This is a genomic window from Sphingobacterium yanglingense (assembly GCF_004363245.1).
GTDB lineage: Bacteria > Bacteroidota > Bacteroidia > Sphingobacteriales > Sphingobacteriaceae > Sphingobacterium > Sphingobacterium yanglingense.
Genome location: NZ_SNYV01000011.1, coordinates 457,329 through 469,625 on the forward strand (window position 1 = coordinate 457,329; position 12,297 = coordinate 469,625).

The window sequence follows — 12,297 nt, forward strand, 5'->3', positions numbered from 1 at the left end:
TGGAAATTGCTAAGTGTTCGAAACAAGATAATGACATGTTAACTCAAATTATATACATATGAAATCAATCAATTCGTTATTAGGATTAGGAGTTGCCGCTGCTGTAACAATGGCTTCTTGTAATAATACCGGTCAGGGAGGTAAAACCAACACTGCTGATTCTACAAAGAATACACCGACTATCGAGCAGTTGACCAATAATACGGAAGCTGCAAAACAGCAATTGTTTTTACGTTTTACGGAAGAGATTAGTACAGACTCTTCGATGGTTTACGTCGCTAAATCACTGTTCGATAAAGATACTGTTGGATTGAAAATAGAGGTACTAAAGGATATCAAACCGGGACTTACAAACGATGGAAAGGTGGATGAAAAGGCAGGCTTTGTCAAAGGGTCGATCAAGTTTTCTTCTATAGGTGCATCATCGGACGCTTTTGTAAAAGCATTAGGAACTATGTTCAAACAGCCTACGTCCAATAAAATGGTAGACCAAGTAATATTGCCGACAGTATTCTCGTCCAATAAGACAACTGTTGATTTAACTAAACCTTCTACGTATAGCTTTAAACTGTTTTTTGAAAATGGGGCGGGCGAACCTGCTGAGGTATTCGGTGTAGTGGACACCTACCGTAAAGCGTTTGAGTTTTCGGAAAAGGATTCTACTTTCCGCAAGCAATTTGTAGCGGCTTTCGAGGGTAAATAGCGTTAGATTTAAAAGAAACAAAAACCGCTTCAATTAAAATCATTGAAGCGGTTTTTATTTCTACCACCTAGTTATCTAAGAACAGGTCAATCTTTTTACGTAGCCGTTGTTTCGCTTTCTTTACCCCATCAAGGGATATCCCTAAGAGATGGGCAATGCTCTGATTATTCAGATTAAGCTTACTTAAGGTCAACAGTCTCAAGTTATTTTCCGATATATTTGGATATCGTAGCATGAGCTCTTCGAAGAAGCCGGGATGTGTCGTCTCAAAAAGGGATTTGAACCTGTACCAACGTTCATCAGTCATCATATGAGATTCTAGCATCTGCGTCAAATTTTCTTGAATCTCACTGGCACTCTCATTTTGAGCATTGACCTGAGCTTGGGATAGTTTCCGCTCTAGATCCTGTATTATCTTCTCGTTCTCTTTAATCCGTATCAAGAAGTCTTTCATCTCTGTTTTGGACTTTACAAGTTCTTTGTCCAAAAGCTCTTTCTCCAACAATAGAGCCAGTTGTTCTTTCTCCAGTTTAATGGATTTTATCTTTATACGCTGCCGCGAACGATGTATGAGCAGTGTGATGGATAGGAGCGTCAGAATCAGGAGCAGACTAATACTCAAGTCGCGAAAGCGGTCTTGCTTTCTTTTATTTTCCGTTTCCGTTATTGCGAGGTTAAACCGTTCGGTCTCCCAGTTCCATGTCGCTTGTTGAAGGCGTTCGGTATCTTTCTGTTGCTGTGTAGAGTCGTTGTATGTTATAAATTGATTCAGATAGTAGATCGCGTCTTTTTGATTGCCCTCTGCCTGAGCGATTTTAGCCTTCAATTCATAAGCAGCGGTTTTATACATTAAAAAGAAAGGCTTGGGTTCAAAATAGAATTCCGCTTGGGCCAAGTATACCTTCGCTTGACTCCACCTCTTTTGAGCGACGGCAATCTCCGCCAATCCCAATAATGTACGCATCGCATCTTTAAACTCTCCGTATTTTAAAGATGTCTTTACATTCATTTCGGATAGGACAAGGGCTCGACTGGTATCTCCTTTTGCCAATAAAATATTTCCGATATTACCTTGTAGTATACCTACCCACACCGTATCCTTAGTTCTTTCTGCAACTTTCAATCCCTCTTTATAATAGTGTTCGGCATTATTATAGATACTATCCCTATAATAGTAAACTCCTATAGCATTCAGGATATCGATGGTTTGTCTCGTGTCTTTGGGAGCATAGTCCGCTGCCTTCTTATAATATTCGAGCGCTTTTGCGGAATTCCCGATATAGCCGTAAAAATTAGCCGAATACTGTAAATGTACCGCGCCGAGGGGCACTTTATCCAAGTTTAAATCATTTATTAGATTCGAAGCCGACAGAAAATAGGGTAGCGCAGTCGATATTTCCCGATAGGTAAAATAATAATAGCCTCGCCGTATCAGTGGTAATAAACGATACTCTTCCACACCACTTTGGTCCGCAACCTCCATGGCCAGATCGAAATAAGCGTTTGTGACCGGATTGACTTGGTCAAATAGTATAGAGGTGGCATCCGCCAATAGTAGATAATAGGTGAGTTTAAGACCTACATTTTTGTGATTAAGTAGGGGGCGTAGGTATTGTTTTAAGTAGTTTGAATCGACGATACCATCCTTTCTAGTATCTAATTTTAGGCAATATTCTATCTGTTTCTTTTCATCCTTAAGTGTGCTCAGCTGTATAGACAAATCAGCTGTTTCTGCTCTTAATTCTGAAAATAAGCTAATTATAACAATTGATATAAAGTATTTTATTATGCGCATAGATAGACTGCAATTTAACTTTTTTTTAGTCAAAACTCAAAAAGACTCTAGTACACGTTTTAGAATAGAGAAACTCTCTTCCATTTCCTGAGTATCCATATGACCGAAACCTATACGCATAGCAGAGATTTGCCGATTTTGATAGAGGATATGTCGAGGTACCAATAATCCATGTTTCAAGCAACGTTCTTTTATACTCATCAGTGATTTCGTCTGGTAGAACTCGACCCAGGTCGCTAGTCCGCCATTGGGTATATCAAATGATATATGCTCTTTTAGCATTCCATTCAATAGCTCAGACATATTGTCCCGCCGATCCCTGTAGACCTTGAGGGATTTCTTTAGGTGTCGATGTATTTCACCCTCTTCAATCATTTCACCCAATGTTTGCTCCATGATGATATCGCCCTGCCTATCGATTATACCCAGATATTTGTTCATCTCCTGTATAAGATTGTGTGGAGCGACTACAAAACCAGTACGAAAGGCGGGCGCTAGGGACTTGCCAAATGTCCCGGTGTAGATAACCATACCATTGGTATCTGCGCTGGCTAGGGGCAATACTGCTGCCTTGTCGTAGTGAAAATCATAATCGTAATCGTCCTCAACAATCACAAAGCCATATTCATTGGCAAGTTGCAATAGTTCCAACCGACGCTGTGCACTGAGCGTGACGGTAGTCGGGTAATGGTGGTGTGGAGTGATATACAACATACGTATAGGACCAGCCTTTAATTTGTCTTTTAATGCGGCTATCGAGATACCGTCTTCGTCCAAGGGGATGGTTTCTAGTGTCGCACCCGCTTGCAGGAGAGTCATGTTTACGGCAAAATTGCTTAGTTCCGCTACAATCACTTTGTCCAGGGGCTTAAGTACTACTTTAGCAATTAAGTAGATGCTCATCTCGGAACTTCTTGTTATGAGTAGGTTAAATTTCGAAATATGAAGGCCTCTCGAGAGGTTCAGGTAATTGCTTAACTGCTCTTTGAAGTATAAGCTACCGTTCTCGTGGTATTGGGACATTCTTTTCAAACTGCCCTTACGATTCATCGAGGAACTGTATTGTAGTGAAAGGTTTTTCACCTGTGTGAGCCGTATGTCGGTGTTTCCATCGGAGAAGGAGTAGGGGACGATATTCTCTTCAAAAGGGTTGTCTAATATATTGGAGGCCTGAATATCGTAGCCAGTCTTTGTCGGATACTGACTACTGGACAGGGGAGGTTTGGCAGAAGGAATAGCTTGTTTTGTTTTGCTTTGCAGCAGTACAAAGGTCCCCTTATTGGGGATAATATCAATCCAACCCTGAGCCTGTAGTTCGTCGTAGGCAGCGATGACCGTCTTTCGATGCAGGTTAAGCTGATCGCCGACGATACGTGTACCAGGGAGCTTGGCTCCTGTAGCGAGAAAACCCCGTTGGATTCCGTTTATGATTTGCTGTGCCAACTGCACAAAGAGTGGCGTTGATGTGTTTCTATCCAGGGTAACAAAGCTAGACAAGGATAGCAGAACCGGACTACTCATATTGTTGAAAGTGGACTATTTAAATGTTCCGGAAAGATATGACTTTTGCCATCAACAAAACAAATACATTTCGATGCTTTAATGAAATACTCATGTTTAGCGAAGCACAAACACCCATGAGTATTCCATGTGACAGATGAAAATCAAGTTATACACACATGAACAGACTATTTTTAATCCTGCCCATTGTGGCGCTTTCAGTATCTAGCAAGGCACAGATACGAACTTCGGATACTACTTCACTAGGCGAGGTCGTTATTTCTGAAAACCGACTGCAAATTCCTTTTAATAAGAGGAACCGTAACATACAGATTATCCAGAAAGAGGATATCGCAAAGATGCCCGTTCGATCTATTAATGAGGTTCTGAGTTACATCCCGGGAGTCGATATAAGACAGCGAGGTCCTTTTGGAACACAGGCTGATGTCAATATCGATGGGGGCTCTTTCGAACAGACCCTGATATTAATTAACGGTGTCAAAGTCTCCGATGTGCAGACCGGTCATCATTCCATGAATATTCCGATCAGTCTCGATGCTGTAGAACGTATCGAGGTACTAAAAGGTCCCGCAGCACGGGTATACGGTATTAATGCACTGACAGGTGCCATCAATATTATCACCAGACCACAGGTTGGTACAGATGTGTCTGTACGTGTTCAGGGCGGTTCCTCTTTCTCTGAAAAGGACGAGGGCGATGGAAAAGGCATATATGGCGGAGGTGATATACAAGCCGTAGCGAATATCGGTAATGCGCATACACAAAACCTAATTTCTGTTGGCGGAGCAAAGTCCAACGGACAGCGCTACAACAGTGGTACCGAGAATCTGAAAGCTTTCTATCAGGGTAAGTATGCATTGGGAGCGAGGGATGAGGTAGACCTGATGGCGGGGTATATCCACAATGCTTTTGGCGCCAATGGCTATTATGCGGCACCTGGAGATAAGCAATCGTATGAAATTGTCAAAACAGCGTTAGTTTCTGTAGGTAGCACGCACCACCTGAGCAACAATTTTTCCTTAAAGCCAAGATTGAGTTACAGAGGCAACAGAGACGATTATCGTTATTTTAGAAACGATTTATCAACGGCGAGGTCGGAGCATGAAACGAAGGTATACAGTGCAGAACTAAACAGCATAGTACACACAAGTATCGGTGATTTTGGTTTCGGATTGGAAAGTCGTTATGAAGATGTTGAGAGCACCAATCTTGGGGACCATAACCGCTATAATCATGGCGTATATGCGGAGTATAAAACAGAAGCTATTGACCGTGTACTATTGAATATCGGAAGTTACCTGAACTATAATACCCAGTATGGCTGGCAGGTGTTTCCAGGAATAGACGTAGGGTATAGCATTACCAATAACTGGAAGGCATCATTCAGTGTCGGTTCTAGTCAGCGGATTCCGACCTATACGGACCTCTATCTTGTACAAAAGGGGAATATCGGCAACGCAGCTTTGAAATCCGAGAACGCATGGCAGTATGAGTTAGCACTTCGCTATGAAAAGTCGGATATCTACCTACAGGGAGGAGCGTTCTATCGGAATATCTCCAATTTTATAGACCGTATTCGTAGCAATGCGAGCGAGCCTTACCAACCGTTTAACTTTGGAAACAATAAGATGTTTGGGGTGAATATTGGTTTTGGGCAGGTTATCCCTATAGCGGACGGACAGCGATTAAAATACGATGTGAGCTATAGCTATCTGAAACCTAAAGAAATGACCTATTCAGATAATGTGACATCCATGTTTATTGTCGAGAGCTTAAAGCATCAGACCTTGCTACGCGCTTTATATCAGATCAATAAGTTGGATTTCAGCTTAGGAAGTAGGTGGATAAAAAGGGAACTCCATAAACCCTATTTTATTACAGATTTGCGTGTAGGCTATGGCCTGAACCGGTGGAATTTCTATGTGGAAGGAACTAATCTGCTGGATGCGAGTTATAAGGAGACCGCCGCGGTTCCTATGCCTGGCAGATGGTATACGATGGGAGTGCGCTACCATTGGAAACGCTAGCTTTTTTAGATGTTGTTCTTCTTTCTACATTCTTTTTAGGAATGCAGAAAGAAGAACACGTTTTGTCAGACACGAAGCATCCCTCTAAATGCTCGGGCGGCGTAGTATGACTCTGCGCCATTGTGGTATATGAATGTACGTTTGTAGCGTTTGTCTCCAAAGATAGCTCCCCCTAGACTCCGCACCTCATCTGGAGTCCGTAGCCAGCTGGAGGTTTTGAGATCAAAGTCACCTAATAGTTGTAGCTGCTCATATTCGCTTTCAGTCAATAATTCTACACCCATTTCTGCTGCCATAGCGACAGCACTATGTTTAGGCTTGTGTTCTTTTCGGGAGTCTAAAGCTTGCTGGTCGTAGCAAATAGACCGACGGCCCTTTGGACTTTCCGCTGCACAGTCGCAGAAGAGGTATTCTGATTTCTTCTCATCGTAGCCGATTACATCAGGTTGTCCATCCGTTTCTTCCATTTGGTGCAATGAGGCCATTTTATCGGGAGCAGAGTTAACTTTTTTCCAGACCTCTTCCCAGTTCAATGTTGGATGACGATTCTTGTTTTTTTCAAAACGCTCTTTTAGAGTCGCCTCTAGTGCCGTGATTTGTTCGTTTGATAGCGGGGTGTTTTTCATCTTGGTGATTTATAGTTGGATGCTGTGTTAATTCTCTATAGTCCGTCGTATCCGGCTGAGGGAGGAGGCTGTAATACCGAGATAGGAGGCCAACATGCTGAGGGGGACCCTATTGGCCAGACCGGGATAGTGCCTTAAGAAAAGTTCGTACCGTTCACTGGCATCGAGGTTTTTCATTGTGCTTGCCATCTTTAGTTTGCTTTCTGCTACAAACGCATAAAGCTTACTAATCAATAAGGGCCAAATACTAACCTGTTTCTCTAGCGTGGCAAAATTTTCCCAATCAATGTACCAGATGCTCGCGTCGGTGACAGCTTCGATACAGTCATCGGACGGAGCCTGCTGTTGAAAATTATGAAGGTCACCAATGAAGCGACCTTCATAAATAAAATAACGGGTAAAATCGTCTCCTTTTTTATTATAGTATACCGAACGGAATACGCCATCCTCTACGAAAGCAATCCGTTTGCTTATATTGCCACATTCTACAAAGTATTCTCCTTTTGTAACCTGGGTATGTTTGAATACGTTACCAATGATATCTTTTTCCTGTTCATTGAGCGGTCCAAACTTTTCAACAAAAGCAATAAGTTCTTTCATGTTATGTATTTGATTTCAGGATGAAATTTACAAATAATCCTTTGTTAATTCTTATAAGTAGGGGATTATACACGCGACTTTATTTTAAATTGATAATAGCATCCCGCTCAGGACCGATAGAAAGGTGCGTGATAGGCGCCTCTAATTCAGCTTCCAAATAACGAAGATATTGGGCCAGTTCATAGGGTAACTCTTGTGCAGATTTGATTTTCGAAAAATCAGCATTCCATCCAGAAAAGGCTTTCCAGTGTGGTGTTAATTGACTTATATCTTGAACAGTAGGGAAGTTGTATTCAAGTTTTCCATCCAGTTCGTAATGGGTGCAAACATTAACAATATCCATTCCATTAAGTACATCCGATTTGGTGATTATCAGTTGGGTGATACCATTGAGCATGATGGCGTACTGGAGTGCAGGTAAATCCAGCCAGCCAATCCGTCTGGGGCGTTTGGTGTTGGACCCGAACTCATTTCCTTTGATACGGAGTTCGTCGCCCAGCTTGCCTATTATTTCACTAGGGAATGGTCCTTCGCCCACACGGGTGTTGTAAGCTTTCAACACACCAAATATTTCGCCAACCTGACGGGGAGAAACCCCTAGACCTACACATGCCGCTGAAGCAACCGTATTGGAAGAGGTTACATAAGGATAGGTACCGTGGTCTATATCCAGCATAGTTGCTTGAGCACCTTCAGCCAGCACGGGCTTTCCTTCTTTTAGCGATTTGTTGATAAAGGTTTCCGTATCGGTTATCGTCAGCTCTTTGAGGGCTTCTATATTCGCTAGGAAGATACCTAGAGTTTCTTGAAAGTCGGGTAGGGTCTGCCCCAGACGGGTCAAGTATTGGTATTCGCGACGTATGACCTGCTCTACATTAGAAGCGAAGTCGGAAGTGAAAATATCACCAACTCTAAACCCTTGTCTTAGCATTTTGTTGGCATAGGCATGGCCAATTCCATTTTTTGTAGTGCCTATCGTACGGAATAGGTCCGACCCCTCCATGTAGATATCGCTGTACTGGTCTGTAGGCAATACCAAATGTGCTTTCTGGGAGATGAGTAGGTGCTCTTGTATGTTGAGCTCAGGGTAGATATCCGCCAACTGGGCTATCTCTTGATTAAGCTGTGTAGGGTTGATGACGACACCGCTACCGATAACATTGGTGATGTGGGAGTAGAAAATACCCGAGGGCAGCAGTTTGAGGGTAATCTTGTGACCGTTCCAAAATATGGTATGTCCTGCGTTGGCACCTCCATTATATCGGGCGACAATCTGATAGTTGGGACATATTTTGTCAATAAACTTGCCTTTTCCTTCATCTCCCCACTGGAGACCTACGAGAATATCCATTTTAGCCATTTCTTATGTGCTTTGATTTATAGCACAAAAGTAGGACGCACTGAACTAAGCCCAATTGTCATTTGGCAAAAAGAAACTACTTGCCAGCGTATTTCCAAATTTCTTCACCGGCATAACGATGAAAGCCCTCGTTTTGATTCAGACTAGCATGAAGGAGTGCCTGAGCCAGTATTTCGGTTGGAAGGGGGCGTTGTTTGGTCAATAAACCTATTTTATTGAACCACTTTGTGATTTTTATGGCAAGTGCTTCTCCCGGTCTATCGCTATCTTTTCGAATCAAGGCCGGTGGATTAAATATACTTAGTCGAGGGAAATCCAATGCCTGTATAGCTTCTTCCAGCTGTCCTTTCATTTTGTTGTAGAAGAAAATAGAGGTAGCAGAAGCCAATGCAGCCGACACCAATACCAGTTTAGGGACGTTGTTGGCTCTCGCTGCTTTAGCAAAGTTATACTGATAGTCATAATCGATTTTCCATTGGGCTTCTTTGCTTCCAGCTACTTTTAGTGTCGTTCCCAAAGAGCAGAACAGCACATCGCCAGTGACGAGCTCTTGCCATTGCTCTACCGCATCAAAATCGATAACGTGTACATGTAGCTTTTCATGCTGCACAGACAGCGATCTGCGTACAAACACATCAACACGGCTAAAGGTATCGTCAGCTAGCAATAGATGAAGTAAATCTTTTCCTGTAGCGCCTGTTGCACCAATTAATAGAGCTTTCATATGGATATTAATTTTGTTACCGAATCAAAAATACAAAAAAGGATAGGGTTCACTTTTTTTTATTATTTTACAATCATATTCAATTATAGTATAGTCTCCAAATTATTGATGAATAACCGTATATGCTTTCTGCTGTTCTTTGTAGCTTTTTCGTTGTCAAATGCGTTTGGCCAGAATTTGCTTACCAAAATCGATAGTACAAGCCGTGAAAAAGTAGGGTATAGCCATCATATAGCGGTCGAGTTCAGACCTGCCTCGGTCTTGGCATCTTCTCCATTTTATAAGGAGCATAACGGACAGGAGCAACGTATCCGAAGTGCTTTTTCAGGACATCTTAAGTACTCCTTTGGATTACCCACTGGTAGCCTTGGCAAGGAGGTATTTCGAAATACAGAACAAGGTATCGGTATCGCATACTTTAGTTTTCGTAGAGGGCAGGAGTTTGGAAGTCCAGTTGCTACTTACTTTTTTCAGAATGCGGAGATTGCTAATCTGGGCAAAGGACTATCACTAGGCTACGAATGGAATTTCGGTCTCTCGACCGGGTGGAAACCCTATAATCCACAGACCAATCCAGAGAATCTGATTGTCGGTTCGCGTGAGAATGCTTATATCAATCTTGGTATGTTCCTAAAATGGCGGCTGATGGATAGGCTGTCGGTGACAGGAGGGGCGGATATCACTCATTTCTCCAACGGCAATACGGAGTATCCCAATGCTGGCGTAAATATGCTGGGTGGAAAGATCGGACTACAGTATGATGTTTCTAAGCTAGTAACAGTCGACGTGAAAGCGACAAATACTTTGCAGGCACATGCCTTTCCGAAGCATATCAGTTATGATCTAGTTGTTTTTGGTTCCTGGCGGAGGAAAGGAGTATATTCTTTCGGTAGTCAGGTGGCCTCACCCCATAAATATCCAGTAGTGGGAGCCTATTTTGCACCGATGTACAATGTGAGTTATCGCTTCCGGACAGGATTGTCTTTAGATGGGATATATGATGGTAGTGCAAATGTATACACGGAGGATTATATCGTAGGCACACAACAACAATTCTTCAAGCCCAATTGGAACCAGCAAGTCGCCTTGGGTATATCCGCACGTGCAGAGTATATTATGCCTATATTCACTATAGGCATCGGTTTGGGAAAGAATGTCTTATATAAGGGAGCGGATTTTAATGGCACCTACCAGAGTTTTGCGTTGAAGATAGGTACCAGTAGAAGTTCTTTCTTGCATATCGGTTATAATCTAAAAGACTTTCACGAACCCAATTACCTCATGTTGGGCTTAGGCTATCGATTTCATAACAAGACACCATCTTTTCTAGGTCATTAAATAAGCCTAGAATGTCTCCCACAATAGCGTAAGTAAGGTAGCCTTACAAATTGCACATTATTAGAAATGTACTGTTTATTCTATCTATCAAAAGATAGTTATTTTAGCATAGAGAATTGTTACCTTGTTTTGTGGGATTCATAAGTTTTAAATAACGTTTTAGAATCTCTTTTTGATGCTTGAGTTCTTTTTTTTAGGTAAAAAAGTGACGTTCGGATTAGTTTTACAATGAAACTGTAAAATAATCGCCTTATGATTTTAGGTAAATACCCGTATGACTGCTCTAATTGCTAAATCAAAGCTCATGAAAAGGAAGCGTGTTTTTATAGCTTTACTGATTTTATTTGTTGTGGCGATTCTCCTGCATCTATGCTGTCTCAAAGAAGAACTTGTGCAACAATGCCGTTGGCGGCAAATCAACCCGACGAGCGGGATTGATGACATCGAGTTCCTGAATCAAGACGAGGGATATGTTGTCTGAGAAGATCTGCGAGCCAGGTATAGCTACGGGTGAATGATGTGAAATAAAAATAAACTAGAATGAAAGCCATTATTATAGGAGCCTCAGGACAGATTGGCTATGCATTTTATCAATTGTTGAATAAGGCAGGCTGGGAGGTCGTCCTACTTTGCAGAAGCCCATTGCCCTATATGGTTGATGTACAGACGACCGAAGTGTTACGATTTGACCGCTATGAACGTGCGTCGTTTGACAAAATGATGTCCGCTGGTGCCGATTTGGTAATAGACTTGGTGGCTTTTGGCGAAGAGGAAGGATTACAGCTCCTGGAGATGCAGTCTGATTACAGTAGCCTTATCGTGTCATCTTCGTCTAGTGTGTACCAGGATGCTTATGGTAGAACATTGGACGAAGCTGGCAGTTGCGGCTTTCCTTTATTTGATAAACCTATTTTGGAAACGAATGCAACGGTAGAAGCTGGTCCAGCGACTTATTCTACCCGAAAAGTTGCCTTGGAGGAAGTATTATTGTCCGGTAGCCGAAATCCCTTAACGATTTTGAGACCTTGTGCCATTTATGGAGCCTACTCGCAGCACCCGAGGGAATGGTGGTTTGTCAAACGCATGCTCGACCAAAGACGTCAAATCCCGGTAGCCTATCGTGGAGAGAGTTTATTTCATACAACTTCGGGACGTTTGATCGCCGAAGTCGGTCTTGCGGCAGTTGGCCTGCGGCAGACGCAGGTAGTCAATGTGGGGGATGCTTCGCCATTGTCTGTTCTAGAGATTGGAGAGACGATAGCTGACTACCTCGATTATAATGGTAAATTAGTACCTATTGATAAGGGAGAAGGAAATTTTAAAGATATAGGGATGACTCCATGGTCGGTACCGCGACCGTTCGTATTAGATACAACCCGATCAGAAGGAATATTGGCTGGAGCAGGATTGAAAAATAGAGACTATTTATCTTCTATCCACCGCTATCTGTTCAATCTGGTAGGGCAGTATGGCGTAAAGAATTGGGAATCTGCCTTTCCTCAACTTGCAGCCTATCCCTTTGAACAGTTTGACTATGCCGCTGAAGATAGATATCTTGCTCATCTAGCCGGGAAAAATCTGAAGTAATATCGGCGCAATACAG

General features: G+C 42.5%; 11 protein-coding genes. 5 read left to right on the top strand and 6 right to left on the bottom strand.

The features are described 5' to 3' along the window. Nucleotides 1–58 precede the first annotated feature (58 nt). Nucleotides 59–703, top strand: a complete 645-nt coding sequence (locus CLV99_RS04055) for a hypothetical protein (RefSeq protein ID WP_133583205.1) — start codon at nucleotides 59–61, stop codon at nucleotides 701–703. Nucleotides 704–770: 67 nt separating this feature from the next. Here the strand turns inward: CLV99_RS04055 and CLV99_RS04060 are convergent, their stop codons facing one another. Further along, nucleotides 771–2,498: a tetratricopeptide repeat protein gene (locus tag CLV99_RS04060; RefSeq protein WP_133583206.1), complete on the bottom strand. Its 1,728-nt coding sequence runs from the start codon at nucleotides 2,496–2,498 to the stop codon at nucleotides 771–773. A gap of 36 nt (nucleotides 2,499–2,534) precedes the next feature. Continuing rightward, nucleotides 2,535–4,019, bottom strand: coding sequence for an aminotransferase-like domain-containing protein (locus CLV99_RS04065; RefSeq protein ID WP_133583207.1), 1,485 nt, complete (start codon nucleotides 4,017–4,019; stop codon nucleotides 2,535–2,537). Nucleotides 4,020–4,177: 158 nt separating this feature from the next. On the opposite strand from CLV99_RS04065, the gene CLV99_RS04070 reads away from it, so the two are divergent. Beyond that, complete coding sequence (locus CLV99_RS04070; protein WP_133583208.1) at nucleotides 4,178–6,046, top strand: TonB-dependent receptor plug domain-containing protein; 1,869 nt, start codon at nucleotides 4,178–4,180, stop codon at nucleotides 6,044–6,046. Nucleotides 6,047–6,111: 65 nt separating this feature from the next. Here CLV99_RS04070 and CLV99_RS04075 read toward each other — a convergent pair whose 3' ends face one another. The 4 genes from CLV99_RS04075 to CLV99_RS04090 all read right to left on the bottom strand — a co-directional run bounded on the left by CLV99_RS04075 (nucleotide 6,112) and on the right by CLV99_RS04090 (nucleotide 9,356). After that, nucleotides 6,112–6,672, bottom strand: coding sequence for a DUF4256 domain-containing protein (locus CLV99_RS04075; RefSeq protein ID WP_133583209.1), 561 nt, complete (start codon nucleotides 6,670–6,672; stop codon nucleotides 6,112–6,114). 27 nt (nucleotides 6,673–6,699) lie between these two features. Beyond that, on the bottom strand, nucleotides 6,700–7,272 hold the full coding sequence (locus CLV99_RS04080) for a Crp/Fnr family transcriptional regulator (protein ID WP_133583210.1): 573 nt from the start codon (nucleotides 7,270–7,272) through the stop codon (nucleotides 6,700–6,702). A 79-nt stretch (nucleotides 7,273–7,351) separates the two neighbouring features. Beyond that, entirely contained in the window at nucleotides 7,352–8,632 is a 1,281-nt protein-coding gene (locus CLV99_RS04085) for an adenylosuccinate synthase (protein ID WP_211348408.1), read from the bottom strand. A gap of 76 nt (nucleotides 8,633–8,708) precedes the next feature. Further along, nucleotides 8,709–9,356: an NAD(P)H-binding protein gene (locus CLV99_RS04090; RefSeq protein ID WP_133583211.1), complete on the bottom strand. Its 648-nt coding sequence runs from the start codon at nucleotides 9,354–9,356 to the stop codon at nucleotides 8,709–8,711. A gap of 108 nt (nucleotides 9,357–9,464) precedes the next feature. Between CLV99_RS04090 and CLV99_RS04095 the strand changes: the two genes are divergently transcribed. From CLV99_RS04095 to CLV99_RS04100, 3 genes are all read left to right on the top strand, one after another. Further along, on the top strand, nucleotides 9,465–10,694 hold the full coding sequence (locus CLV99_RS04095; RefSeq protein ID WP_162850019.1) for an acyloxyacyl hydrolase: 1,230 nt from the start codon (nucleotides 9,465–9,467) through the stop codon (nucleotides 10,692–10,694). A 304-nt stretch (nucleotides 10,695–10,998) separates the two neighbouring features. Then, on the top strand, nucleotides 10,999–11,175 hold the full coding sequence (locus tag CLV99_RS23130) for a hypothetical protein (protein ID WP_162850020.1): 177 nt from the start codon (nucleotides 10,999–11,001) through the stop codon (nucleotides 11,173–11,175). A 59-nt stretch (nucleotides 11,176–11,234) separates the two neighbouring features. Then, nucleotides 11,235–12,281, top strand: coding sequence for an NAD-dependent epimerase/dehydratase family protein (locus CLV99_RS04100; RefSeq protein WP_133583213.1), 1,047 nt, complete (start codon nucleotides 11,235–11,237; stop codon nucleotides 12,279–12,281). The last annotated feature ends 16 nt before the right edge of the window (nucleotides 12,282–12,297 follow it).